The sequence below is a fragment of the Tepidimonas sp. HKU77 genome, from assembly GCF_049728535.1.
Lineage (GTDB): Bacteria > Pseudomonadota > Gammaproteobacteria > Burkholderiales > Burkholderiaceae_C > Tepidimonas.
This window is the reverse complement of sequence record NZ_CP187300.1, coordinates 856,978-880,766: the sequence shown is the minus strand read 5'-3', so window position 1 is coordinate 880,766 and position 23,789 is coordinate 856,978. Positions and strand designations below refer to the sequence as shown.

The window sequence follows — 23,789 nt, the reverse complement described above, 5'->3', positions numbered from 1 at the left end:
GTGATCGATCGTTGGCAGCGGTGGCAGGCATCCACACGAAAGGTACTGGCGCGGTGGCTGCCAGGCGGGGGGCACGCCAGCGGCGGGACCATGACCGCTGACCTGCCCGTGCGCCTGATGCGTCGCGACTGGGCGCGCGCGCCCGCGCCGGCGGCCAGTGCCAGCGGCATCGACCAGCCCCTGCTGTGGGTGATCGTGGCGCTGCTGTGCTGGGGGCTGGTGATGGTGTACTCCGCCTCCATCGCGCTGCCGGACAACCCGCGTTTTGCGAACTACAGCCCGACTCACTTTGTGCTGCGGCATGCGCTGGCCATCGGCATCGGCGCGGTGGCCGCCACGGTCGTATTCCAGATTCCCACCGAGCGCTGGCAGCAGTGGGCCAACCCGCTGTTCGTGCTCGCGCTGGCGTTGCTGGTCATCGTCCTGGTGCCGTTCATCGGCAAGGGCGTCAACGGCGCACGGCGCTGGATCCCGCTGGGGTTCATGAACTTCCAGCCGTCGGAGCTGGCCAAGTTCGCCGTCGTGCTCTACGCCGCCAGCTACATGGTGCGCCGCATGGAGGTCAAGGAGCAATTTTTCCGGGCGGTGTGGCCGATGGCCTTGGCGGTCGGTCTGGTGGGGGTGCTGCTGTTGGCCGAGCCCGACATGGGCGCGTTCATGGTGATCGCGGTCATCGCCATGGGTATCTTGTTCCTGGGCGGGGTCAACGCGCGCATGTTCTTCCTCATCGCGCTGGTGGTGGTGGCGGCGTTTGCGATGGTGGTGCTAACCAACGAATGGCGGCGCGAGCGCATCTTCGCCTACCTCGACCCCTGGAGCGAGCAGCACGCACTCGGCAAGGGGTATCAGCTCACGCACGCGCTCATCGCCCTGGGCCGTGGCGAGTGGTTCGGCGTCGGGCTGGGTGCCAGCGTCGAGAAGCTGCACTGGCTGCCCGAGGCGCACACCGACTTTTTGCTCGCCGTCATCGGCGAGGAATTCGGCTTCGTGGGCGTGCTCACGCTCATCGTGCTGTTCATGTGGCTGACGCGTCGCATCATGCAGATCGGGCGGCAGGCCATCGCGCTGGACCTGGTGTTTGCCGGGTTGGCCGCGCAGGGCGTGGGCCTGTGGATCGGGTTTCAGGCGTTCATCAACATTGGCGTCAACCTGGGTGCCCTACCCACCAAGGGGTTGACGTTGCCGCTGATGAGCTACGGCGGGTCGGCCATTCTGATGAACCTGGTGGCGCTGGCGTTCGTGCTGCGGGTGGACTGGGAAAACAAATTGCGCATGCACGGGAGGCGGGCATGACGGCGCGTTGCGCACTGGTGATGGCGGGCGGCACCGGGGGCCATATCTTTCCCGGGCTGGCGGTGGCCGAGGCGCTGCGCGCCGAGGGCTGGCGCGTGCACTGGCTGGGCGCACCCGGCAGCATGGAGGCGCGTCTGGTGCCGCCGCGCGGCTTTCCGTTCGAGCCCGTGGATTTTGGCGGCGTGCGCGGCAAGGGACCGCTGACGCTGGCATGGTTGCCCGTGCGCCTGCTGCGTGCGTTTTGGCAAGCGTGGCGCGTGGTGCGCCGGGTGCGGCCGGACGTGGTCGTCGGCCTGGGCGGCTACATCACCTTCCCCGGCGGGATGATGGCCGTGCTGGCTGGCCGGCCCCTGGTGCTGCACGAACAGAATTCGGTGGCAGGACTGGCCAACCGGGTGTTGGCGCAGGTTGCCGACCGGGTGTTTTGCGCCTTCCCCGGCGCGCTGCCTGGTGGCCAGTGGATCGGCAATCCGTTGCGCGCCGCGTTTTTGCAGCAGGACCCACCGGCACGGCGGTTTGCCGGGCGGCAGGGGCCGCTGCGGCTGCTGGTGGTCGGGGGCAGCCTGGGAGCGCAGGCGCTCAACGAGACCGTGCCCCGCGCACTGGCCCTGCTGCCGCCATCACAGCGGCCGATGGTGTGGCACCAAAGCGGCGAGCGGCACCTGGACGCGTTGCGTGCGGCCTACGCGCAGGCCGGGGTAGAAGCGCAATGCGTGGCCTTCATCGACGACACCGCGCGCGCCTTTGCCGACGCCGACGTGATCATCGCGCGCGCGGGGGCCAGCACCGTGACCGAAATTGCCGCGGTGGGCGCCGCGGCGCTGTTCGTGCCGTTTCCGCATGCGGTGGACGACCACCAGACCGCCAATGCCCGCTTTCTGAGCGACGACGGCGCAGCCTGGCTGCGTTCGCAGTCGGAACTGACGCCCGAATGGCTGGCCGACTGGCTGCGTGGCCTGACGCGCCAGGACCTGGCGCAGCGCGCCGAGCGTGCCTGGGCGCACCGCCAGACCGGCGCCGTGGATGCCATGGTGCGCGCCTGTACCGCGTTGGCTGCCAAGCAGACTCAAACCCCGACATGAAACACGCGATTCGACACATTCACTTCGTGGGCATCGGCGGTGCCGGCATGAGCGGCATCGCCGAGGTGCTGCTCACGCTGGGGTACACCGTCTCGGGCTCCGACCTTGCCGACAATGCCGCCACGCGTCGCCTGCGTCAGTTGGGTGCGCGTGTGCTCATCGGGCACGACGCCGCGCACATCGAGGGCGCCGACTGCGTCGTCGTCTCCAGCGCGGTGCAGCCCAGCAACCCAGAGGTGCAGGCTGCGCAGGCGCGCATGCTGCCGGTGGTACCGCGCGCGGTCATGCTGGCCGAGCTGATGCGCATGAAAAAAGGCATCGCCATCGCCGGCACGCATGGCAAGACGACCACCACGAGTTTGGTCGCCAGCGTGCTGGCCGCCGCGGGGCTCGATCCCACCTTCGTGATTGGCGGACGGCTCAACAGCGTGGGAGCCCACGCCCGACTCGGCCAGGGCGAATACATCGTGGTGGAGGCCGATGAATCGGACGCGTCGTTCCTGAACCTGCTGCCGATCATGGCCGTGGTCACCAACATCGACGCCGACCACATGGACACGTATGGCCACGACTTCGGTCGCCTGCAGCAGGCGTTCGTGGACTTCCTGCACCGCATGCCGTTTTATGGCGCGGCGGTGGTGTGTATCGACGACCCGCACGTGCGCGCGCTGCTGCCGGCCATCCAGCGCCCCATCACGCCGTATGGGTTGAGCGACGACGCGCAGGTGCGCGCGCTCGACGTACGGGCGGTGGGCGCGCAGATGCATTTTCGCGTGCAGCGGCGCAACGGCATCGATCTGCCCGATCTGGACGTCGTGCTGAACCTGCCCGGCGAGCACAACGTGCGCAACGCACTGGCCGCCATCGCGGTGGCGGTGGAGCTGGGCGTGCCGGATGCGGCGGTGCTGCAGGCGCTGGCAGAGTTCAAAGGGGTGGGACGGCGCTTCCAACGCCATGGCGAGGTGGCGCTGCCTGCCGGCGGGCACGCCACGGTGATCGACGACTACGGCCACCATCCGGTGGAGATGGCCGCGACCATGGCCGCGGCGCGTGGTGCCTACCCGGGCCGGCGGCTGGTGCTGGCGTTTCAGCCGCACCGCTACACCCGCACGCGCGATTGCTTCGAGGACTTCGTGCGCGTGCTGGGGCAAGCCGACGCCGTGTTGCTGACTGAGGTGTACGCCGCCGGTGAGCCCCCGATCGTGGCGGCGGATGGCCGCAGCCTGGCGCGCGCGCTGCGCGTGGCAGGCCGGGTGGAGCCGCAGTTCGTACCCGACGTGGCCGAGCTGCCGCAGGCCATCCTGCAACACGCGCGCGACGGGGACGTGGTGCTGTGCATGGGGGCGGGCTCGATTGGCGCGGTGGCGGCCCAGGTGGTGGCGCTGGCGCAGGCACAGACGCTGGCGACCCCCACCCTGGCCGGGGAGGCGACGACATGACGCGCCACGACACGATGCCCGATCCGCGCGCCTTTGGCAAGGTCGCGGTGCTCATGGGTGGCCGCTCGGCCGAGCGCGAGGTCTCGCTCATGTCCGGGCAGGGGGTGCTGCAAGCGTTGCGCAGCGCGGGCGTGGACGCGCACGCCTTCGATCCCGCCGAGCGCTCGCTGTGGATGCTGGCGCAAGAGGGGTTTGCGCGCGCCTTCATCGCGCTGCACGGGCGCTATGGCGAAGATGGCACCGTGCAAGGCGCGCTGGAGCTGATGGGCATCCCCTACACCGGCTCGGGCGTGCTGGCGTCGAGCCTGGCCATCGACAAGACCATGACCAAGCGCCTGTGGCGCGCCGAAGGGCTGCCCACGCCGGACTGGCGCCTGGTCGGCAGCGTCGAGGAGACGCAGGCGGCGTTCGACGCGCTGGGCGCGCCGATGATCGTCAAGCCGGCGCGCGAGGGCTCCACGATCGGCCTGACCAAGGTCACCGCCCGGGGGCAGTGCGCCGATGCCTACCTGCTGGCGGCGCGTCACGATGCACAGGTGCTGTGTGAGCAGTTCATCGCCGGTGACGAAGTCACGTGCGCGGTGCTGGGCAGCGGCCGCGAGGCGCAGGCACTGCCGCTCATTCGCATCGTGGCGCCCGGTGGCAACTACGACTACGAGCACAAATATTTCAGCGACGAGACGCGCTACCTCATCCCCAGCGGTCTGCCCGCGCACGAGGAGGCGGCCATCCAGACCTTGGTACTGGCGGCCTACCGCGCATTGGGCTGCCGCGGCTGGGCGCGCGCCGACGTGATGATCGACGCCGCCACGCGCCGTCCCTATTTGCTGGAGATGAATACCTCGCCCGGCATGACCGGGCATTCGCTGGTACCCATGGCCGCGCAAGCCGTCGGGCTGGACTACGGTGCGCTGTGCCTGCGCCTGCTGGCGGCGGCCACGTTGGACAACCCGCCGTCCGCCGACACCGCGTCTGGAGGAGAGCGCTGAGATGGCGACGCGCGCCGCGACCCCTCCCACGCCCATGCCGGCCGATGTGCGCTGGATGAACGCCGTGGCCGCGGCGCTGTGGGCGCTCGCCGCGGGGGCCGTCGTGGTGGCGCTGGGGGTGTGGGTGGCGCGGCATCCGCTGTGGACGCTGCAGGCCATCACCCTGCACGGCGACTTGACCCACCAAAACGCGGTGACGGTGCGCGCGCTCGTGGTGCCGCACCTGCGCGGTACCTTCCTGACGCTGGATCTGGCCGAGGCCCGCGCCCGCTTCGAGGCGCTGCCGTGGGTGCGCGAGGCCGTGGTGGAGCGCGAGTTTCCGAACCGTCTGCGCGTCACACTGCGCGAGCACGAGCCGCTGGCGTGGTGGGGTGAGGCCGGTGGGGGGCGCTTGGTGAGCGTGCGTGGTGAGGTGTTCGAGGCCGACCCCGACGACCCCGCCGCCGACCAATGGGGCGTGCTGTATGGGCCCGCAGGCGAAGCCGAAGCCGTGGTGGCGATGTACCGCCGCCTGTCGCCCCTCGTCGAGCGGTTGGGGCGTGACGTCGGACGGCTGGAGCTGTCGGGCCGCGGCAGTTGGCGGCTGACGCTCGACAGCGGCGCGCCGATCGAGCTTGGCCGCGGCGAGGCCGAGGTCGTCGAGCGCCTGCAGCGCTTTGCCACCACCCAGGCCGCGCTGCGCGCCCGCTACGGCGCGCGCGACATCGTCAGCGCCGACCTGCGCTACCCCAACGGATACGCGCTGCAGCTGCGCGGCGTGTCCACCCAGCCCGACGCCCCCGCAAGCCCGCGAGCGCGTGCCCCCGCCACCGCACGGCCCGCGCCCGCGTCTGCCCGTCAACCCACCCGCTGAACGCATCATGGCCAAGGAATACAAGGACATCGTGGTCGGACTCGACATCGGCACCGCCAAGATCATGGTGGTGGTGGCCGAAGTCCTGCCAGGTGGCGAGCTCAAGCTCGCCGGTCTGGGTGTCGCCCCCAGCAATGGTCTCAAGCGCGGGGTGGTCGTCAATATCGACGCCACCGTGGCCAGCATCCAGCAGGCCCTCAAAGAAGCCGAGCTGATGGCCGACTGCCGCATCGCGCGTGTCTACACCGGCATCACCGGCAGCCACATTCGCGGCATCAACTCCAGCGGCATGGTGGCGATCAAAGACCGCGAGGTCAGCCCGGCCGACGTCGCGCGCGTCATCGAGACGGCCAAAGCGATCAATATCTCCACCGACCAGCGTTTGCTGTTGGTCGAACCGCAGGAATTCATCATCGACGGCCAAGAGGTCAAAGAGCCGATCGGCATGAGTGGCATCCGGCTCGAGGCCAAGGTGCACATCGTCACCGGCGCCCAGAGCGCTGCCGAAAACATTCTCAAGTGCGTGCGCCGCTGTGGCTTGGAGGTGGACCAGCTCATGCTCAATCCGCTGGCGGCGGCGCAGGCCGTACTGACGGAGGACGAAAAAGAGCTGGGCGTGGCGCTGGTGGACATCGGCGCGGGCACCACCGACGTGGCGATCTTCGCCGGCGGTGCCATCCGCCACACGGCGGCCATCCCCATCGCGGGGGATCTGATCACCAACGACATCGCGATGGCGCTGCGCACCCCCACCAAGGATGCAGAGGACATCAAAGTCGAGAGTGGCTGCGCCAAGCAGTTGCTGGCCGATCCGGATCAGCAGGTGGAAGTCCCTGGCCTCGGGGATCGCGGGCCGCGCCTGCTCAGCCGCCAGGCGCTCGCCGGTGTGATCGAGCCGCGCGTGGAGGAGATTTTTGCGCTGGTGCAAGCCGTGATTCGCGAATCGGGGCACGAGGAGCTGCTCTCCAGCGGCATCGTGCTCACCGGTGGCAGCGCAGTCATGCCTGGCATGGTCGAGCTGGGCGAGGACATTTTTCTCAAACCCGTGCGGCGCGGCGTGCCCCAGTACGCCGGTGCCCTCGGGGACATGGTCGCGCAGCCGCGCGCGGCCACGGTGATGGGTTTGCTCGAGGAGGCGCGCCTGGCGCGCCTGCGCGGGCACAAGGTGGCGCAGAAGGCGGGCTCGGTCGGGGGCCTGCTGACGCGCGTCAAAGAGTGGTTCGTCGGCAATTTCTGAACACAGGCAAGGAGCGTTCCATGAGCATCGAGATGATCGAAGTCGAAGAATTCAACCGCGGCACGCAGATCAAGGTGATCGGCGTGGGTGGTGGCGGCAGCAATGCCGTCGAGCACATGATCCAAAGCCGGGTGCAGGGCGTGGAGTTCATTTGTGCCAACACCGACGCGCAGGCGCTGGCGCGCTCGTCGGCGCACCGGTTGATCCAGCTCGGTCGCACCGGGCTGGGTGCGGGCAGCAAGCCCGACAAGGGCCGCGAGGCGGCGTTGATGGCCGAAGCCGACATCCGCGAGGCGATCGAGGGTGCGCACATGCTGTTCATCACCGCCGGCATGGGCGGCGGCACCGGCACCGGCGCGGCCCCCGTGATCGCCAAGATGGCCAAGGAAATGGGCATTTTGACCGTGGGTGTGGTGACCAAGCCCTTCGACTGGGAAGGCGGCCGGCGCATGGCCAACGCCGAGGAGGGCCTGGCCGAGCTGGAGCAAAGCGTCGATTCGCTCATCGTCGTGCTCAACGACAAGCTGCACGAGGAGCTGGGTGAGGACGTCACGCAAGACGAAGCGTTTGCCGCCGCCAACGACGTGCTCAAGAACGCCGTCGGCGGCATCGCCGAGATCATCAACGTCGAGGCGCTGGTCAACGTCGACTTCGAGGACGTGCGTACCGTGATGGGCGAGCCCGGCAAGGCCATGATGGGCACGGCGGTGGCCAGCGGTCCGGATCGTGCGCGCATCGCCGCCGAGCAGGCCGTGGCCTGCCCGCTGCTGGAGGGCGTGGACATGCGTGGCGCCAAGGGCGTGCTGGTGCTCATCAGCGCGGCCAAGGGGTCGCTCAAGCTGTCCGAATCCAAGCTGGCGATGAATACCATTCGCGCCTTTGCCGCGCCGGACGCGCACGTCATCTACGGCACTGCGTACGACGAGTCGCTGGGCGATGCGCTGCGCGTGACCGTGGTCGCCACCGGCCTGAACCGCAACGGCCAGCGCCAGCCGCTGACCGTGGTGCAATCCCAGCCGCACCAGGGCCTGCGCACGGGGACCGACAACATGCCGTTCATCCCGACGCTCAACCAGGCGGTGCCGACGGGCGCCGCCGGCACGGGCGGTGGCGCGGCCACGGCGGGCAATCCAGCCGTGCCCAGCGTCTGGCGCACCCGCAACGCGGCTGCGCGCGTCGAGGCGCTGGCTTCCAGCGGCATGGACGACTTCGAAATCCCCGCCTTCCTGCGCAAGCAGGCGGACTAAAGCACGCGCATACGCCTGGAACGCCTCGATCAGCCGGTGGGCCGTCTTGCCGACGCGGCTCACCGGCGCGCGCCCTGCGCGGCGGCAGGGCATGACCGACCGGATGGGCGCGGATCCGACCCCGCGCCTACAATGCCGACATGATTGCGCAACGCACCCTCAAGACCCTCACGCGCGCCGTGGGCGTGGGCCTGCACAGCGGTGAGCGGGTCGAGCTCACGCTGCGTCCCGCGGCGCCCGATACGGGCATCGTTTTTCGCCGGGTCGATTTGGCCGATCCGGTGGACATCCCAGTCAGTGCCACGGCGGTGACCGATACGCGGCTGGCCTCCACTTTGTCACGCGATGGCGTGCGCGTGCACACCGTCGAGCACCTCATGAGCGCCTGCTGTGGCCTGGGCATCGACAACCTCATCATCGACATCACGGCCGAGGAGGTCCCGATTCTGGACGGCTCGGCGGCGTCGTTCGTTTATCTGTTGCAAAGCGCGGGCATCGAAGTGCAGCGCGCGCCGCGACGCTTTTTGCGGGTGACGCGCCCGGTGGAGGTGCGCGAAGGCGAGGGCCGCAGCCTCAAATGGGCGCGGCTGGAGCCGTACCACGGGTTTCGGCTGCAGTTCGAAATCGAGTTCGATCACCCCGCCGTCAGTGCGACCGGGCAGTGTGTCACTTTCGATCTGGGCAGCGGGCAGTACGCGCGCGAGATCGCGCGTGCGCGCACCTTTGGCTTCACGCGCGATGTGGAGCACATGCGCTCGCAAGGGCTGGCCCTGGGCGGCGGGCTGGACAACGCCATCGTGCTCGACGACGTTAAGGTCCTCAACGCCGACGGCCTGCGCTACGACGACGAGTTCGCCAAGCACAAAATCCTCGACGCGATGGGTGACCTGTACCTGGTGGGGCGGCCTCTGCTGGCCGCCTACAGCGCCTATCGGGGCGGGCACGCGCTCAACAACCGGCTGCTGCGCGCGCTGCTGGCGCAACCGGACGCGACCGAGATCGTCACCTTCGAAGACGAGCGCCGTGCCCCGCCGGGCTTTGCCCAACTGGCCTTGGCGCGCTGACGCCCCACGCCGCTGGAGTCCGCGCCGTGTTCATCTTCCGCTTCCTGATGTTTGCCCTGCTGGGCGGGGCGGCGTTGTGCTTTGCGTTTTATTTGGGCACCGGGCGGCGGCACTATCTGCGCTGGGGCCTCGTGATTCTGAAGTGGACGGTCATCGCCGCCTTGGCCTTCTTTGCCGTGTTGATCTTGTCGCGCATCGGGTAGCGGTGGGCCGTGCCGAGCGGGCGACTCAGTAATGGCGTCCGTCCTTGTAAGCCGCATGGGTGCGCGCGCGCAACGGCGCCACCTCGCGGATGGCTTGGGTGGTGCGGGCCACCTGCGCGTGTGTGATGCACAGGCCCAGCGCGTCCGCCGCGTCCTTGCCGGGTAGCCCCGGCAGGTCGAGCAGCCGGCGCACCATCTCCTGCACCTGGGCTTTGTGCGCCTTGCCGTAGCCGACGACGGCTTTTTTGAGCTGCAGCGCGGTGTATTCGGCCACTGGCAGGTCGTTGGCCACCAGCGCCGTCAGGCAGCAGCCGCGCGCCTGGCCCAGGATGAGCGTGGCCTGCGGGTTGACGTTGACGAATACGATCTCCAGCGCCGCCACCGTGGGCTGGTAGCGCCGCACCACTTCGCCAATGCCGTCGAACAGCGTGCGCAGCCGCTGCGGCAATAGCGCTCCACCGTCGGGGCTGGTGCGGATGGTGCCACTGGCGACGTAGCGCAGGTGGGGGCCCTCGGCGTCCACCACGCCAAAGCCGGTGGCGGTCAGGCCAGGGTCGATACCAAGAATGCGCATGGCGCGATCTTAGCCGGGCGGCCCGCCATCAGGGCACCCGAACGGCGCCCATGCGCGCCAGAATGGTTTGCGTGCGGCTCTCGAGATAGCCCGAACCGAGCCGCGCCCCGTAGCGCTTCGGGGCGGGCAGCAGCACCGCCAGTCGGGCTGCCTCGGCCGGCGTTAGGCGGGCGGCGGGCTTGCGGAAGTAGTGCTGGGCGGCAGCCTCGGCGCCGAAGATGCCATCGCCCCACTCCACCGCGTTGAGGTAGATCTCCAGAATGCGGCGCTTGTCCAGCGTGGCCTCCAGCATCCAGGTCAACAGCAGCTCCTGCCCCTTGCGCCACAGCGTGCGCTCGCCGGAGAGCAGCAGATTCTTGGCCAGTTGTTGCGTGATGGTCGAGCCGCCCGCCAGCCGTGCTGGGCGCACGGGGCCGCTGCTGGCGCGGCGTTGCGCCTGCGCCATTCGGCGTTCGTTGCGCTCGCGCGCGGCCTGTACCGCCTCCCAGTCCACGCCGAAATGCTCGACGAAGCCGGCATCCTCGGCGGCGATGACCGCGCGCTTGAGGTGCGGCGAGATCTGGTCGTAGGGTACCCAGCGCTGGCGCCAGCGCTGCCAGCCGCCGTCTTCTTGCCACAGCCGCCACGCCTCGGAGCGCTGAAACGCGGTGCTCTGCGGATCCACCACCGCCATGAGCGCGATGCGTGCGACAAACCAGACTTGCAACAGCAGCGCCGCCAGCGCGATCCAGCCCAGCACGTGCCACAGCGCGCGCCCGACTCGCCCCATCAGCGGGATTCCCCTAGCTGCGTCTGCAAGCCCGCCTCGCGTGTGAAGCGGAAGCGGGAGACGACGACGATCTGGTCGGCACGCTGGCGCATGGCCTGATTGAAGCGCGCAAACTGCAGGCTGCGCACGATGGCCTGCGCGCGCTCGTCCAGATACGGATTCCCCGAACCCTGTACCACCTCGGTATCGAGCACGCGGCCGTCGTGGTTGACGGTGATGACCATGGTCAGTTCGCCGTACAGCTTGCGCCCGCCCTGCTCGGGAAACTGGGCCGTGCCGCGGTCCTCGATGCGCCGGCGCAGCTCGTCGTAGTACAGGGCATAGACCGCTTCGCGGGTGGCCGGGCTGATGTAGCGGCGCCGTGGGCGGGCGTTTTCTTCTTCGATGCGCTTTTCGATTTCGGCCAGCGCCTTTACCAGCGCCTGTCGGCGTTGCTCGCGCGCCTGGGCCTGGGCCACATCCGCCGGCGGCGCCGCGCTCAGTTGCGCGATTTCTCGCCGCAGCTGGGCCAGCAGGCGGTTTTGTTGCGCCTTCATGGCCTCGATGCGCTGCTCCTCCTCGTCCAGCGCGTCACCCGCGCGCATCCGCATCGCCGGCGGCAGCGGCGATTGGGCGCGTCCGCGCTCGGCGTCGCCGCCACCGGCCAGGTTGGCTTGCGCGATGGCCTGCGCCCGCTCAGGCGCTTGGTCGCCGCGGGCGTTGACCAGAATGACTTCCAGCGGCGTGTCCTGCAACACACGCTCGGGCCGCAGTGGCGGCACGAAGCGCACCGTCAGCACCACCGCGTGCACCGCCACTGAAAACGCCAGCGCCCACGGCAGTGGGTCGGCGCGCACGCGGGCGCCGAGGGTGGCAAAGGCGCTGGCACGGGCCGTCATCGGCAGCGATCTCCCGATGCCGTCCTAACGCGGCGTCTCGCCCGCCGCCCCTTGGGGACCGGCATCGGTTTCGCCGTCATCCACGGCCACGGCGATGGTCAGCGGGGCGGCGAGCGCGTCGTCGGGCTCGCCCTCCAGCGTGTCCTCGACCTCGGCCACGGGTTCGGTGTCGCCCAGCCGCTCGATGACGGTGCCCGTGACTTCCAGCGTCAGCTCGTCGATCGCGCCCAGCCGCACGCGCACGCGCTCACCGCGCTGCAGCCCGTCGGTGCCCAGCACCGCAAACACCAGTGGCAGCGTCTCGGCGCGCACCAGGTTGTCTTTCAGGAACGCCGCCTCCAGCTCGGTGATGCCGTGCTGGCGCAGGTAGCGCAGCGTCCAATAGCGCTCCATGCTGCTCTGGAACTGGGCGTAAGCGGTGTAGGCGGCGTCGAACGCGCTGATGATGGCCATCAGCGCCGCGTCCTTGGGCTTGAACGGCGCCGCCAGTGCGGCGGTGGCGCCGTGGCGCGCGCAGGCGATGAGCTGCCACTGGTTGACCAAATCGGTGTAGCGCCGCAGCGGCGAGGTGCTCCATGCGTAGCAGGGCACGCCGATGCCCGCGTGCGGCAGCGGCTTGGTGCCCATGCGCACCTTGATGCCAGGCGCCAGGCTCGCCTGGCTGCGGTAAATGCCGGGTACACCCAGCTCGGCCAGCCAGCCGCCCCAGGTTTGGTTGGCCAGGATCATCGCCTCGGCCACGATCAAGTCGAGCGGGGCGCCACGCGAGCGCGTGCCGATGATGACCGTCTCCTCGCCGGTGGGGCCGTCGGGGCCGACACCGTCGAGCTTGAACGTGTAGTCGGGGCGGGTGAAGGTCTCGGGCCGACCGCGGACCGCCTCGCGCCGTGCCTTGCACGCCTGCGCCAGCCGCCACAGAAACGCCAGCGTCGGCCGCAGCGCCTCCACCTCGGCGGGCACCGGGGCCCCCGCCGGGGCGCTGGGGTCTTCCAGCCACGCCGGGGTGATGGCCGCGTCGATCTGGTCGTGGCGCAGGTTGTGCGCGATCGGCACGCGCTCGAGGCGCGTGTGGTGACTGCGGATCTCCAGCGACGCCTCATCGAGCGTCAGATACAGCGACAGCGCCGGCCGGGCTGCGCCAGCCTCCAGCGTGTAGGTTCGCACCACCTCATCGGGCAGCATGGTGATCTTGTGCCCCGGCATGTACACCGTGGATAGCCGCTCGCGCGCCAAGCGGTCCAGCGCACTGTCGGGTGTGATCGCCAGGCCCGGTGCGGCGATGTGGATGCCCAGCGTCACGGTGCCGCTGCCCAGCCCCTGCACACTCAGGGCGTCGTCGATTTCGGTGGTGCTGGAGTCGTCGATCGAAAACGCGGCCACCCCCTCGGCGAACGGCAGGTCGTCGGGCGCGGGTGGCGCCGGCAGCGCGGGAAATCCCGTGCCGCGCGGAAAAAACTCGTGCAGGAAGCGCTGCCAGTGGAACTGGTAGGCGCTGGTGATGGCCCCGGCGCGTTGCAGCAGCGCCAGCGGCGCCAGGTGCGTCTCGCGCGCGGCGTGCACGACCGCCTTGTACTCGGGGGCATTTTTGTCCGGCTTGAACAGAATGCGGTAGAGCTGCGCGCGGATCGGCTCGGGGCAGCTGCCTGCTGCCAGTTCGGCGGCCCAGGCATCGATTTGCGCCTGTAGGGCCTTCTTGCGCTCGATGGCGGCGAGCGCTTGTTGCAGCACGTCCGCGGGCGCCTTGCGAAACCGCCCCTTGCCCGCGCGGCGAAAGTAGTGGGGCGCTTCGTGCAGGCGCAACAGCATGGCGGTTTGCTGCGCCAGCGTCGCGCCGTTACCGAAGTAGTCACGCGCCAGCTCGTCGAAGCCGAAATCGGCCTCCGGTGCGAATTCCCACGCCAGGTCGAGGTCGATATCGCCGCTGAGCGCGCTGGCGTCGGCCAGCAGCGCCGCAGGGGTGGGTTGGGCAAAGGTCAGCACCACATGGGCGGCCTTGACCTTGAGCCGCTTGCCCGACTCCAGCTCGATCTGGTGCGAGGCTTCGGCAGATGACAGGATACGGCCGGCGAGCAATTTGCCGGCATCTTCAAACAGGGCAAACAACGTGTGGACTCTCGTGCGGGGGCGCACGCCACACGGGCGGGCGCGCCGGTTGGGGTCGATGCGGCCCCACAGTGTACCGACTTGCCCACCGATTGCGGCACGCCGCGCGGTGCCTGCGCCGTCAGGCCGTGCGCACCGGCGGCGGTGGCGCGGGCAGCCAGCGCAGCAGCGCACGTAGCGCCGCGCCGTACAGCGGCAGCAGCGCCAGCAGGCTGAACGCCAGCTTGGTGGCGTAGTCCACCCAGGCGATTTCGACCCAGTGCTCGGCCATGAACGGGTCGGCGCTGCGCCAGAACGCGACCGAGAAAAAGACGAACGTGTCGAGCAGGCTGCCGATCACGGTCGAGGCGGCCGGGGCGATCCACCACTGTGGCAGCGCGCGCAGGCGGGCAAACACGGCGATGTCGGCCAGCTGCCCGACGACGTAGGCGATGAAGCTGGCCAGCGCAATGCGAAAGACGAAGGCATTGAACTCGCCGAGCGCCGCCCAGCCGTTGAAGCGGCCCTCGAAAAACAGCACCGAGACGACGTAGGACGCCACCAGTGCCGGCAGCATGACGCGCGCCACCACGCGCCGTGCGGCCGGTGCGCCGATCAGCCGAACCGTCAGGTCGGTGATGACGAAGATGAGCGGGAAGGTGAACGCCCCCCACGTGGTGTGCACGCCGAACAGCTGAAACGGCAATTGCACCAGGTAGTTGCTGGCGATGATGATGACGATGTGGAGGGCCACCAGCGTGGGCAGCCCCAGCCAGCCGGGCCGCTGGCCGGCGGCGATAGGGGTCGAGTGCATGAGAAGTCCTTTTTTTTTGCGATGACGATGGGGTGAGGGAACCCATCCGACGGGATGCGGAGCATACCCGAAATCGGCCCGAGATGACTGACCTCACCACGCGCGCACGATGTCGAGCGCTTCCTCGATGCGGCCGATCGGGTGCACCTCCATCGCGTCGAGCACCTCGCGCGTGGCCGCGTCGGGCTTGCGTGGCAGGTTGGCCGCCGGCACCAGCGCGACGCGAAAGCCCAGCTTGGCCGCCTCGCGCAACCGCTCCAGTCCCCGCGGCGCGGGGCGCACCTCGCCGGCCAACCCCACCTCGCCAAAGGCGACGAAGCGCGTCGGCAGCGCGCGGCCGCGCAGCGACGACTGGATGGCCAGCAACACCGCCAGGTCGGCCGCGGGCTCGGCGATGCGCACACCGCCCACGGCGTTGACGAACACATCCTGATCCGCGCACGCCAGCCCCGCGTGGCGGTGCAGCACGGCCAGCAGCATGGCCAGCCGGTCGCGCTCCAGCCCCACGGACAGCCGCCGCGGCGCGGCGCCCCCGCCGTCGACCAGCGCCTGGATTTCCACCAGCAGCGGGCGCGTGCCTTCCAACGTCACCAGCACGCAGCTGCCCGGTACCGGCTGGGGATGTTGGCTCAGGAACAGCGCGCTCGGGTTGCTCACGCCTTTCAAGCCGCGCTCGGTCATCGCAAACACGCCCATCTCGTTGACGGCGCCGAACCGGTTTTTGATCGCACGCACCAAACGGAAGCTGCTGTGCGTGTCGCCTTCGAAGTACAGCACGGTATCGACCATGTGCTCGAGCACGCGCGGGCCGGCCAGCGCGCCTTCCTTGGTCACGTGGCCCACCAGCACCAGGGTCGTGCTGCGCTGCCCGTCGCCGCCCGATTTGGCCAGTCGCGTCAGGTGCGCTGCACACTCACGCACCTGCGCGACCGACCCCGGTGCCGAGGCGAGCTGTTCGGTATAGACGGTCTGGATCGAGTCGATCACCGCTACTGCGGGCCGCTCGCGCTCCAGCGTGGCGACGATGCGCTCGAGCTGGATTTCGGCCAGCACCGGCACCTGGCTGTCGATAAGGCCCAGTCGGCGCGCGCGCAGCGCCACCTGGGCGCCGCTTTCCTCGCCGGTCACATACAGCGTGGGCAGCCCCGCACGTTGCAGCGCATCCAGCGCCTGCAACAGCAGCGTGGATTTGCCGATGCCGGGGTCGCCGCCGATGAGCACCACCGCGCCGGCGACGATGCCGCCGCCCAGCACCCGGTCGAGCTCAGGCAAGCCGGTGGGCGTGCGCGCCACGTCGGCGGCCTCGATGTCGCCCAGCCGCGTCAGCGTGCCGGTGCTGGCCAGCCCCTGGCGTAGGGCGCTGAGGCGGTGCCTGCCCGGGGCCGGCTCGGCCAGCGCCTCTACCAGCGTATTCCAGGCGCCGCAGTGCGGGCACTTGCCCAGCCAGCGCGGGCTGCTGCCGCCGCATTCGCTGCAAATGTAGGTGGTTTTGTCCTTGGCCATGCGGTCTCAAATCAGATGCAGGTGCGCCAGCACCGCGTCCAGGTGCGCCGCGAAGTCCGACAGCGCGTGATCGCTGCCGGGCACGATGCGCTGCGGGCTGCCGGGGTAGCGCGCCACCATCTCGCGCCAGTCCAAGACCTCGTCCCCGGTGGCGGCCACCAGCAGCACGCGCGCCGGCTCGGGCAGGGCACCCACTGCCAGCGCGCGCAGCTCCTGCACGTATTCGGGGCGAAAGAAAAAGCGCTCCTGTGGGTCGTGCCACGCGGTGTGCTCGCCGATGTGCCGAGCCAGGTCACGCGCCGGGTCCACCGCCGGGTTGAGCAGCACCGCGCGGCAGCCGGTCAGCGCCGCCAGCCGGGTGGCGTAAAAGCCGCCCAGCGAGGAGCCGATGACGCCCATCGCGCCCCGGGGCCAGTCTGCCACGCTGCGCTCGATCAAAGCCCAGGCCGCCGCGGGCGACGGCGGCAACTGGGGGCAGCACCAGGTCACGCGCGGGTGGTCGCGCGCGACGCGCTCGGCGACCATGCGCGCCTTGGTCGAGCGCGGCGACGAGCGAAAGCCGTGCAAGTACAGCAAATGGCTCACGGGCGCGAGCGCCGGCAGCGATGGACGGGGCGTTGGTGCGGATGCCATGGCGCGCAGCATAATCCATGCCCCATGGCTGTCGTCCTGCAAAAACCCCCGCTGCTGTCGCGTCTGGCGCCGCTGGTGCGCGGCTTTGATGGGCGGTTTTTACTCGCCGTGGCGCTGCTGGCGCTCATCGGCCAGGGGGTGATGTGGTCGGTGGCGTACGACATCCCCGGGCGCTACGCCGACCACCTGCGCAACCTGCTCATCGCGGCCGTGGTCATGTTTGCGGTCGCGCAGATACCGCCGCAGCGGCTGCAGGCGCTGGCGGTGCCCACCTACGCCGCCGGTGTCGTCCTGCTGGTGGCCGTGGAACTGTTTGGCGTCACGCGCAAGGGGGCGCAGCGCTGGCTCGACTTGGGCGTCATCACCATCCAGCCCAGCGAGATCATGAAGATCGCGATGCCACTGATGCTGGCGTGGTGGTTCCAGCGCCGCGAGGGGCGGCTGCAGGCGCGCGAATTCGCGGTGGCGCTGGGCTTGTTGGCCGTGCCCGTCGCGCTCATCCTCAAGCAGCCCGATTTGGGCACGGCGCTGTTGGTGGCGGCCTCGGGCTTGTTCGTCATTTATCTGGCCGGGCTGAGTTGGAAGCTGATCGTGCCGCCGCTGCTGCTGGGGGCCGTGGGCATCGTCACGCTGATCGTGATGGAGCCCCAGTGGTGCGCGCCGGGGGTCGATTGGGTGGTGCTGCACGAATACCAGCGCCAGCGCGTGTGCACGCTGCTGGATCCGACCCGTGACCCGCTCGGTAAGGGGTTTCATATCCTGCAGGGCCTCATCGCCATTGGCTCGGGCGGCCTGTGGGGAAAAGGTTTCATGCAGGGGACGCAGACGCACCTGGACTTCGTGCCCGAGCGCAGCACGGATTTCATCTTCGCGGCGTTTGCCGAGGAGTTTGGCTTCGTCGGGGTGCTGATATTGCTGGCGGCGTACACCTATTTCATCGCGCGCGGGCTGATGCTGGCGGCCGAGGCGTCCACCTTGTTTGGGCGCCTGCTGGCGGGAGCGCTGATATTGGTGCCGGCGGTCTACGCGTTTGTCAATATGGGCATGGTCAGCGGCATCTTGCCCGTGGTGGGCGTGCCGCTGCCGTTTTTGAGCTACGGTGGCACCGCCATGGTCACGCTGGGAGCCAGCCTTGGCATGATGCTGTCGGTGGGCCGCCACAAGCGCCTGATTCCCACTTGAGGGAGTGTCCCCGTGCACGGTCGGACGGGGCTGCCTACAATGCCGTCATGATCGCCGTCGAACCCACCCTAGCGCGCCTGGCCACGGCGCGCGCTTTGTTGCTCGAGCCTTATGGCTTGGACGAAACCCATCTGCGCCGCGCGCTGTCGGCCATCATGGCGCCCGGTGTCGATGACGCCGACCTGTACTTCCAGTACACGCGCAGCGAGGGCTGGAGCCTGGAGGAGGGCATCGTCAAGACCGGGTCGTTCAGTATCGACCAGGGGGTCGGCGTGCGCGCCGTCAGCGGCGACAAGACGGCATTTGCCTACTCCGACGACTTGTCGTGGGCCGCGCTGCGCGAGGCGGCCGAGAGTGTGCGCGCCATCGGCCGCCAGGGCGGGGCACAGTGTGCGCGCGTCGGGCGGCGCCGGACGCGCCCTTCGGTGGCGCCGTCGCGCCAGCTCTACGGGGGGCACGACCCCATCGCCACGCTGGAGAGCGCCGCCAAAGTGGCGCTGCTCGAACGCGTCGAGAAGATGGCGCGCGCGCGCGACCCGCGTATCGTGCAGGTGATGGCCGGGCTGGCAGCGGAGTACGACGTGGTGCTGGTGGCGCGCGCCGATGGTGTGCTGGCGGCCGATGTGCGGCCCTTGGTGCGGCTGTCGCTGACCGTGATCGCGCAGCAAGGCGAGCGGCGCGAGGTCGGCACCTCGGGCGGCGGCGGTCGCTTTGGGCTCGACCGCTTCGACGACGCGCTGCTGGCGCGCTACGTGGACGAGGCGGTGCAGGCCGCGCTGACCAACCTGGAGTCGCGCCCCGCCCCGGCGGGCGAGATGACCGTGGTGTTGGGCCCCGGGTGGCCTGGCGTGCTGCTGCACGAGGCCGTGGGCCACGGGCTGGAGGGGGATTTCAATCGCAAAGGTTCCAGCGCGTTTGCCGGTCGCATCGGCGAGCGCGTCGCGGCCAAGGGTGTGACCGTGCTCGACGACGGCACCCTCGAGGGCCGACGCGGCTCGCTCAACATGGACGACGAGGGCAACGCCAGCCAGCGCAACGTGCTCATCGAGGACGGTATCTTGCGCGGCTACTTGCAGGACCGGCTCAACGCCCGCCTGATGGGGGTGGCCCCCACCGGCAACGGTCGGCGCGAGAGCTATGCCCACTTGCCCATGCCGCGCATGACCAACACCTACATGCTGGCGGGCGAGCACGACCCGCAGGAAATCATCGCCAGTGTGCGCCGCGGTCTGTACGCCACCCAGTTCGGCGGCGGACAGGTCGATATCACCAGTGGCAAGTTCGTCTTTTCGGCCAGCAGCGCGTGGTGGGTGGAAAACGGCCGCCCCGTCTATCCGGTCAAGGGCGCGACCCTCATCGGCAGCGGGCCGGAAGCGCTCAAGCGCGTGGTCCTGATCGGCCGTGACCTCGCGCTCGACAGCGGCATCGGCACCTGCGGCAAAGAGGGCCAGAGCGTGCCCGTGGGCGTTGGGCAGCCGACCCTGCGCCTGGACGGGCTGACCGTGGGGGGGACGGCCTGATGGCCACCGTCGCAGCGCGCCCGAGCGTTGCACCCGCACGACAACGGCGCGGTGCGTGCGGGTTGTCAGCATCGTGTCATGCAGGCTGTGCTACAGTCAGGCCTATGCAACTGCGCGGCTTTTACTTCGGCACCTTTTGGTTCTCACGCGTCACCGACGGCAGAGAGGTCTGAAAGCGCCCTGTAACAGCCCACTGAACTCGAAACCGTCGGTCCCCACCGGCGGTTTTTTTTTGACTTCATCTCCCACCCTCTCCAAGGAGCGACCCATGAGCCCGAGCCCCAGCAAAGCCAGCAGCACCGATGCGTGGTATCCGCACCCGGCCGACCGCACCAGTCAGACCGACGACCAACGCATCGAGGACATCACCGTGCTGCCGCCGCCCGAGCATCTGATTCGCTTCTTTCCGATTCGCGGTACCGCGATCGAAAAGCTCATCACCCACACGCGCCGCGCCATCCACCAAATCCTGCACGGCAAGGATGACCGGCTGCTCGTCATCATCGGGCCGTGCTCCATCCATGACCCGGCCGCGGCCATGGACTACGCCCGGCGTCTGAAGGCGCTGCGCGATCAGCACGCCGACACGCTGGAGGTGGTGATGCGCGTGTATTTCGAAAAGCCACGCACCACGGTGGGCTGGAAAGGGCTGATCAACGATCCCTACCTGGACGAGAGTTTTCGCATCGATGAAGGCCTGCGTATCGCGCGCCAGCTCCTCATCGACATCAATCGGCTGGGGCTGCCGGCGGCGAGCGAATTTCTCGACGTCATCAGCCCGCAGTACATCGCCGACCTGATTGCCTGGGGTGCGATCGGCGCCCGTACCACCGAGAGCCAGGTGCACCGTGAGCTGGCCTCGGGGCTGAGCGCGCCCATCGGTTTCAAGAATGGCACCGACGGCAACATCCGCATCGCCACCGACGCCATTCAGGCCGCTAGCCGGCCGCACCATTTCCTGTCGGTGCACAAAAATGGCCAGGTCGCCATCGTACGCACCAAGGGCAATACCGATTGCCACGTCATCTTGCGCGGCGGCAAGCTGCCCAACTACGACGCCGATAGCGTGGCCATCGCCTGCCAGCAATTGCAAGAGGCCAAACTGCCCGCGCGCGTGATGGTCGACTGCAGCCACGGCAACAGCCAAAAACAGCACGAGCGCCAGGTGGACGTGGCGCGCGACATCGCTGGTCAGATCGCGGCGGGGTCGGACCGCATCTTTGGCATCATGGTCGAGAGCCACTTGCGGGCTGGGGCGCAGAAATTCACGCCCGGCAAGGACGACCCGGCCACGCTGGAATACGGCCGCAGCATCACCGACGCCTGCATCGACTGGGACACCTCGGTTCAGGTGCTGCAGATGCTGGCCGATGCCGTCGCGCAGCGGCGCTCGCGCAAGGCCAAGCGGGCATGAGCAGAGTGGGGCACGCGGCCGACGGGTCTCGGGTAGGATAGGCACCCATCGTCCCACCCCGCAAAGCCCTGCCATGCGCAACCACGTCATCGTTCACTTCGGCCCCGATCGGGAGTACACGTTCGACCTCGACGAGGTGCAGCCCATGCCGCACGAGCTGGCGCGGCAGTGGCTCGATCAGCAATTCATCGAGCTGGGCTGCGAGCCGCTGCGTCTGAGCGGCAAGGTGCTGACGGCCGACAAGGTGCTGGCCATCGCCCAGACCGTGGGCGAGGAGCGCTTTGCCGACCCGGCCCACCGGCCCTGGGCCATGGTGTACGCGCGCGCCGCCAGCAGCCTGCTCGGCAAGCCCGTCGTCAAGGTGGACGTGCCGGCGATGACCGTGGGCTACTGAGCGCCAGCGCGCGCGCGCAGCGCTGCCAACAGCCGCTCGTGCACGCCGCCGAAGCTGCCGTTGCTCATGCACAACAGGTGGTCGCCCGGCTGCACCGTGGCCAGCACCTGCGTGACCAGGGTGTCGATGTCGGGCGCCACCTTGGCCCGCTCGCCCAGTGGGGCCAGTGCGGCGGCCGCGTCCCAGTCCAGCCCGCCGGCGTGGCAAAACGCCCACTCGGCCCCCGCCAGCGCCCACGGCAGCTGGGCTTTCATCGTGCCCAGCTTCATGGTATTGGAGCGCGGCTCGAAAATGGCAAGAATCCGCTCGTGCGCACGCCCCTCGCGCTGCAGGCGTCGGTGCAAGCCGTCGATCGTGGTGCGTATCGCCGTCGGGTGGTGGGCGAAGTCGTCGTACACCGTCACCTCGCCACCGGGCAGGGCCACGCGCCCGCGCACCTCCAGCCGCCGCCGCACGCCTTGAAACGCTGCCAGGGCCTCGGCCGCCTGCGCCGGATCGACGCCCACGTGCTCGGCGGCCGCGATGGCGGCCAGCGCGTTGAGCTGGTTGTGCACCCCGGCCAGCGACCAGCGCACCCGCGCCACCGGCTGCCCGCGGCGCAGCACCGTGAAATCCTGCGGCTCGCCCTCGGCCGTGTAATCGCTGTCGGTGGCGCCGAAGGTGCGCAGCTCGCTCCAACATCCTTGGTGAAGCACGCGGGTCAGGCTCTCCTCCAACCCGTTGGCGATCACGCGGCCGCTGGCGGGCACGGTGCGCAGCAGGTGGTGAAACTGCCGCTCGATGGCCGCCAAATCGTCGAAGATGTCGGCGTGGTCGAATTCCAGGTTGTTGAGCACCGCCGTGCGCGGCCGGTAGTGCACGAACTTGCTGCGCTTGTCGAAAAATGCGGTGTCGTACTCGTCGGCCTCGATCACGAACGGCGTGCGTTCGTCGGGTGTCGGCAGCCGCCCCAAGCGGGCCGAGACGCCAAAATCGTGCGGCACGCCCCCGACCAGAAAGCCCGGCTCGCACCCGGCGTGCGCCAGGATCCACGCCAGCATCGCGGTGGTCGTCGTCTTGCCGTGCGTGCCAGCGACCGCCAGCACGTGGCGGCCGTGCAGCACGTGCTCGCCCAGCCACTGGGGGCCACTGGTGTAGCGCGCCCCGGCGTCCAGAATCGCCTCCATCAACGGAAACTTCGGCGAGCCGTCGGCCAGCCGGGCGCGGCTGACCACATTGCCCACCACGTACAGGTCGGGCCGCAGCGCCAACTGATCGGCGCCATAGCCTTCGATCAGGTCGATGCCCAAGGCGCGCAGTTGATCGCTCATGGGCGGATAAACGCCGGCGTCGCAGCCGGTCACCCGGTGGCCCGCTTCGCGCGCCAGCGCCGCCAGCCCGCCCATGAAGGTGCCACCAATACCCAAAATGTGGATGTGCATCCCGGCATTATCGCGGCCGCGCCTGGGGTCTCGCGCCGATGGCGGACAATGCGGGCATGGATGACGACGTGCAGCGGGAATGGGCGGCGGTCGCTGCCGCCTTGATGGTGGACGAGGGGCTGGAGGCGCGCCGGGCGCTGCAGCGCGCGCTGACCCGGTTGCGCCTGCCCGCCCGTACGCCGCCGCCCGGGCCTGCCATGATCGATGCCGCGGTGCGCGAGCACTTGGCGATCTTTCACGCCGACACGCAGCCCGCCGAGTTGCGTGCCTTGCGCGAGACGGCGCTCGCCTGGATGGAGCGGCTGGCGGCGTTCGAGCCCTTGCTGGGGGGTGCCGTCTGGCACGGCACGGCAACGCGCCTGTCTGACATTCACCTGCAGCTCTTCAGCGACGACCCGAAGGCGGTGGAAATCGCACTCATCAACGCGGGGCTGGATTACGACGCGCGCTGCGCGCCGGGTTTGCAAGGCAAGGAGACGAGTGTGCTGAGCCTGACCGTGCGCTGCGATGGACTGGGCGAGGCGGTCGGCCTGCACCTGTGGGTCAACGATGCGCAGGCCCAGCGCGGCGCGCGCCTGCCCGACGCGCTGGGGCGGGTACCGCGCGGCACGCGTGCCGAACTGCGAAACTTGCTCGCGGCGGCCGAATCCGACGCGGCGAAAGGATGCGAGACATGCAACGACGGACCGTGACGATCGCTGCCGTGGCGGCCGCGGCGGCGGCCGCTGGCGGCGCGCTGTCGTGGTGGCGGCTGGCGCCGACCGATCCCGCCGCCGGGGCCGAGCAGGCGTTTTGGGCGCTGCGCTGGGACGCGCCCGACGGCGGCGAGATCCAAGCGCAGGCCTTTCGCGGCCGGGCGCTGCTGGTCAATTTCTGGGGCACCTGGTGCCCGCCGTGTGTCGAGGAACTGCCGTTACTGGAGCGCTTCTACCGCGAGCGGCAGGCCCAGGGCTGGCAGGTGCTGGCGCTGGCGATCGATCAGCCGAGTGCGGTGCGCCAGTTTCTGCAGCGCCAGCCGTTGTCGTTCCCCATCGGGCTGGCGGGCTTGGGTGGCACGGAACTCGCGCGGTCGTTGGGCAACACCACAGGGGCGCTGCCGTTTACCGTGGTGCTCGATCGCAGCGGCCGGGTGGTGCAGCGCAAGCTGGGGCAGGTCAAGCTGTCGGATTTGCAGGCCTGGGCCGACGCGATTCGATGA

23 protein-coding genes are annotated in these 23,789 nt (G+C 69.3%); 15 read left to right on the top strand and 8 right to left on the bottom strand.

Annotated elements, in window-relative coordinates; genetic code table 11:
• Window positions 1-90 precede the first annotated feature (90 nt).
• The 9 genes from ftsW (at window position 91) to ACPP3B_RS04165 (ending at window position 9,407) form a co-directional block, all read left to right on the top strand.
• On the top strand, window positions 91-1,293 hold the full coding sequence (ftsW, locus tag ACPP3B_RS04205; RefSeq protein WP_424859824.1) for a putative lipid II flippase FtsW: 1,203 nt from the start codon (window positions 91-93) through the stop codon (window positions 1,291-1,293).
• Window positions 1,290-2,375 carry an undecaprenyldiphospho-muramoylpentapeptide beta-N-acetylglucosaminyltransferase gene (gene murG, locus ACPP3B_RS04200; RefSeq protein WP_424859823.1) on the top strand — a complete coding sequence of 362 codons (1,086 nt, stop codon included), beginning with the start codon at window positions 1,290-1,292 and terminating at the stop codon, window positions 2,373-2,375. The genes ftsW and murG overlap by 4 nt, the downstream gene beginning before the upstream one ends.
• A complete protein-coding gene (murC, locus tag ACPP3B_RS04195; RefSeq protein WP_299021930.1) occupies window positions 2,372-3,814 on the top strand; it encodes a UDP-N-acetylmuramate--L-alanine ligase in 1,443 nt (480 codons plus the stop codon). Before murG ends, murC begins: the two co-directional genes overlap by 4 nt.
• Entirely contained in the window at window positions 3,811-4,803 is a 993-nt protein-coding gene (locus ACPP3B_RS04190) for a D-alanine--D-alanine ligase (protein ID WP_424859822.1), read from the top strand. The genes murC and ACPP3B_RS04190 overlap by 4 nt, the downstream gene beginning before the upstream one ends.
• 1 nt (window position 4,804) lies before the next feature.
• Complete coding sequence (locus ACPP3B_RS04185; RefSeq protein WP_299019173.1) at window positions 4,805-5,656, top strand: cell division protein FtsQ/DivIB; 852 nt, start codon at window positions 4,805-4,807, stop codon at window positions 5,654-5,656.
• A 7-nt stretch (window positions 5,657-5,663) separates the two neighbouring features.
• Window positions 5,664-6,893 (top strand): cell division protein FtsA, encoded by a 1,230-nt coding sequence (gene ftsA, locus ACPP3B_RS04180; protein ID WP_299019175.1) that lies wholly within the window; start codon window positions 5,664-5,666, stop codon window positions 6,891-6,893.
• Window positions 6,894-6,913: 20 nt separating this feature from the next.
• The gene (ftsZ, locus tag ACPP3B_RS04175) at window positions 6,914-8,140 is read left to right on the top strand and encodes a cell division protein FtsZ (RefSeq protein WP_299019177.1); all 1,227 of its coding nucleotides are present in this window, start codon (window positions 6,914-6,916) and stop codon (window positions 8,138-8,140) included.
• Between the two features lie 140 nt (window positions 8,141-8,280).
• Window positions 8,281-9,204 carry a UDP-3-O-acyl-N-acetylglucosamine deacetylase gene (gene lpxC, locus ACPP3B_RS04170; RefSeq protein ID WP_299019179.1) on the top strand — a complete coding sequence of 308 codons (924 nt, stop codon included), beginning with the start codon at window positions 8,281-8,283 and terminating at the stop codon, window positions 9,202-9,204.
• 26 nt (window positions 9,205-9,230) lie between these two features.
• Window positions 9,231-9,407: a hypothetical protein gene (locus ACPP3B_RS04165; protein ID WP_299019181.1), complete on the top strand. Its 177-nt coding sequence runs from the start codon at window positions 9,231-9,233 to the stop codon at window positions 9,405-9,407.
• Between the two features lie 25 nt (window positions 9,408-9,432).
• Here the strand turns inward: ACPP3B_RS04165 and ruvC are convergent, their stop codons facing one another.
• From ruvC to ACPP3B_RS04130, 7 genes are all read right to left on the bottom strand, one after another.
• Window positions 9,433-9,981 carry a crossover junction endodeoxyribonuclease RuvC gene (ruvC, locus tag ACPP3B_RS04160; RefSeq protein WP_299019183.1) on the bottom strand — a complete coding sequence of 183 codons (549 nt, stop codon included), beginning with the start codon at window positions 9,979-9,981 and terminating at the stop codon, window positions 9,433-9,435.
• Window positions 9,982-10,009: 28 nt separating this feature from the next.
• Window positions 10,010-10,750 carry a monofunctional biosynthetic peptidoglycan transglycosylase gene (gene mtgA / locus ACPP3B_RS04155; protein ID WP_299019185.1) on the bottom strand — a complete coding sequence of 247 codons (741 nt, stop codon included), beginning with the start codon at window positions 10,748-10,750 and terminating at the stop codon, window positions 10,010-10,012.
• Complete coding sequence (locus tag ACPP3B_RS04150; RefSeq protein WP_424859821.1) at window positions 10,750-11,628, bottom strand: TonB family protein; 879 nt, start codon at window positions 11,626-11,628, stop codon at window positions 10,750-10,752. The genes mtgA and ACPP3B_RS04150 overlap by 1 nt, the downstream gene beginning before the upstream one ends.
• A 24-nt stretch (window positions 11,629-11,652) precedes the next feature.
• Window positions 11,653-13,731, bottom strand: coding sequence for a ribonuclease catalytic domain-containing protein (locus tag ACPP3B_RS04145; RefSeq protein ID WP_424859820.1), 2,079 nt, complete (start codon window positions 13,729-13,731; stop codon window positions 11,653-11,655).
• Between the two features lie 121 nt (window positions 13,732-13,852).
• The gene (locus ACPP3B_RS04140; protein WP_299019074.1) at window positions 13,853-14,524 is read right to left on the bottom strand and encodes a 7-cyano-7-deazaguanine/7-aminomethyl-7-deazaguanine transporter; all 672 of its coding nucleotides are present in this window, start codon (window positions 14,522-14,524) and stop codon (window positions 13,853-13,855) included.
• Window positions 14,525-14,617: 93 nt separating this feature from the next.
• Window positions 14,618-16,027, bottom strand: a complete 1,410-nt coding sequence (radA, locus tag ACPP3B_RS04135) for a DNA repair protein RadA (protein ID WP_424859819.1) — start codon at window positions 16,025-16,027, stop codon at window positions 14,618-14,620.
• Window positions 16,028-16,033: 6 nt separating this feature from the next.
• Window positions 16,034-16,660 (bottom strand): YqiA/YcfP family alpha/beta fold hydrolase, encoded by a 627-nt coding sequence (locus ACPP3B_RS04130; protein WP_424859818.1) that lies wholly within the window; start codon window positions 16,658-16,660, stop codon window positions 16,034-16,036.
• 24 nt (window positions 16,661-16,684) lie between these two features.
• Here ACPP3B_RS04130 and rodA point away from each other — a divergent pair, with 24 nt between their 5' ends.
• The 4 genes from rodA to ACPP3B_RS04110 all read left to right on the top strand — a co-directional run bounded on the left by rodA (window position 16,685) and on the right by ACPP3B_RS04110 (window position 21,170).
• Window positions 16,685-17,842, top strand: a complete 1,158-nt coding sequence (rodA, locus tag ACPP3B_RS04125; RefSeq protein ID WP_424859817.1) for a rod shape-determining protein RodA — start codon at window positions 16,685-16,687, stop codon at window positions 17,840-17,842.
• 47 nt (window positions 17,843-17,889) lie between these two features.
• Window positions 17,890-19,362 carry a metalloprotease TldD gene (gene tldD, locus ACPP3B_RS04120; protein ID WP_424859816.1) on the top strand — a complete coding sequence of 491 codons (1,473 nt, stop codon included), beginning with the start codon at window positions 17,890-17,892 and terminating at the stop codon, window positions 19,360-19,362.
• A 268-nt stretch (window positions 19,363-19,630) separates the two neighbouring features.
• The gene (locus tag ACPP3B_RS04115) at window positions 19,631-20,776 is read left to right on the top strand and encodes a 3-deoxy-7-phosphoheptulonate synthase (RefSeq protein ID WP_299021642.1); all 1,146 of its coding nucleotides are present in this window, start codon (window positions 19,631-19,633) and stop codon (window positions 20,774-20,776) included.
• A gap of 73 nt (window positions 20,777-20,849) precedes the next feature.
• The gene (locus ACPP3B_RS04110) at window positions 20,850-21,170 is read left to right on the top strand and encodes a hypothetical protein (protein WP_299021640.1); all 321 of its coding nucleotides are present in this window, start codon (window positions 20,850-20,852) and stop codon (window positions 21,168-21,170) included.
• Here ACPP3B_RS04110 and mpl read toward each other — a convergent pair.
• The gene (gene mpl, locus ACPP3B_RS04105) at window positions 21,164-22,591 is read right to left on the bottom strand and encodes a UDP-N-acetylmuramate:L-alanyl-gamma-D-glutamyl-meso-diaminopimelate ligase (RefSeq protein ID WP_424859815.1); all 1,428 of its coding nucleotides are present in this window, start codon (window positions 22,589-22,591) and stop codon (window positions 21,164-21,166) included. The two genes, ACPP3B_RS04110 and mpl, sit on opposite strands and share 7 nt — an antisense overlap.
• 56 nt (window positions 22,592-22,647) lie before the next feature.
• Between mpl and ACPP3B_RS04100 the strand changes: the two genes are divergently transcribed.
• Together ACPP3B_RS04100 and ACPP3B_RS04095 are read left to right on the top strand one after the other, a co-directional pair.
• On the top strand, window positions 22,648-23,283 hold the full coding sequence (locus ACPP3B_RS04100; RefSeq protein ID WP_424859814.1) for a hypothetical protein: 636 nt from the start codon (window positions 22,648-22,650) through the stop codon (window positions 23,281-23,283).
• A complete protein-coding gene (locus ACPP3B_RS04095) occupies window positions 23,265-23,789 on the top strand; it encodes a TlpA disulfide reductase family protein (RefSeq protein ID WP_424859813.1) in 525 nt (174 codons plus the stop codon). Before ACPP3B_RS04100 ends, ACPP3B_RS04095 begins: the two co-directional genes overlap by 19 nt.

Coding starts and splice junctions, on each gene's coding strand:
- ftsW (WP_424859824.1), top strand. CDS start 91: ATGACCGCTGACCTGCCCGTGCGCCTGATGCGTCGCGACTGGGCGCGC.
- murG (WP_424859823.1), top strand. CDS start 1,290: ATGACGGCGCGTTGCGCACTGGTGATGGCGGGCGGCACCGGGGGCCAT.
- murC (WP_299021930.1), top strand. CDS start 2,372: ATGAAACACGCGATTCGACACATTCACTTCGTGGGCATCGGCGGTGCC.
- ACPP3B_RS04190 (WP_424859822.1), top strand. CDS start 3,811: ATGACGCGCCACGACACGATGCCCGATCCGCGCGCCTTTGGCAAGGTC.
- ACPP3B_RS04185 (WP_299019173.1), top strand. CDS start 4,805: ATGGCGACGCGCGCCGCGACCCCTCCCACGCCCATGCCGGCCGATGTG.
- ftsA (WP_299019175.1), top strand. CDS start 5,664: ATGGCCAAGGAATACAAGGACATCGTGGTCGGACTCGACATCGGCACC.
- ftsZ (WP_299019177.1), top strand. CDS start 6,914: ATGAGCATCGAGATGATCGAAGTCGAAGAATTCAACCGCGGCACGCAG.
- lpxC (WP_299019179.1), top strand. CDS start 8,281: ATGATTGCGCAACGCACCCTCAAGACCCTCACGCGCGCCGTGGGCGTG.
- ruvC (WP_299019183.1), bottom strand. CDS start 9,981: ATGCGCATTCTTGGTATCGACCCTGGCCTGACCGCCACCGGCTTTGGC.
- mtgA (WP_299019185.1), bottom strand. CDS start 10,750: ATGGGGCGAGTCGGGCGCGCGCTGTGGCACGTGCTGGGCTGGATCGCG.
- ACPP3B_RS04150 (WP_424859821.1), bottom strand. CDS start 11,628: ATGACGGCCCGTGCCAGCGCCTTTGCCACCCTCGGCGCCCGCGTGCGC.
- ACPP3B_RS04140 (WP_299019074.1), bottom strand. CDS start 14,524: ATGCACTCGACCCCTATCGCCGCCGGCCAGCGGCCCGGCTGGCTGGGG.
- radA (WP_424859819.1), bottom strand. CDS start 16,027: ATGGCCAAGGACAAAACCACCTACATTTGCAGCGAATGCGGCGGCAGC.
- ACPP3B_RS04130 (WP_424859818.1), bottom strand. CDS start 16,660: ATGGCATCCGCACCAACGCCCCGTCCATCGCTGCCGGCGCTCGCGCCC.
- rodA (WP_424859817.1), top strand. CDS start 16,685: ATGGCTGTCGTCCTGCAAAAACCCCCGCTGCTGTCGCGTCTGGCGCCG.
- tldD (WP_424859816.1), top strand. CDS start 17,890: ATGATCGCCGTCGAACCCACCCTAGCGCGCCTGGCCACGGCGCGCGCT.
- ACPP3B_RS04115 (WP_299021642.1), top strand. CDS start 19,631: ATGAGCCCGAGCCCCAGCAAAGCCAGCAGCACCGATGCGTGGTATCCG.
- ACPP3B_RS04110 (WP_299021640.1), top strand. CDS start 20,850: ATGCGCAACCACGTCATCGTTCACTTCGGCCCCGATCGGGAGTACACG.
- mpl (WP_424859815.1), bottom strand. CDS start 22,591: ATGCACATCCACATTTTGGGTATTGGTGGCACCTTCATGGGCGGGCTG.
- ACPP3B_RS04100 (WP_424859814.1), top strand. CDS start 22,648: ATGGATGACGACGTGCAGCGGGAATGGGCGGCGGTCGCTGCCGCCTTG.
- ACPP3B_RS04095 (WP_424859813.1), top strand. CDS start 23,265: ATGCAACGACGGACCGTGACGATCGCTGCCGTGGCGGCCGCGGCGGCG.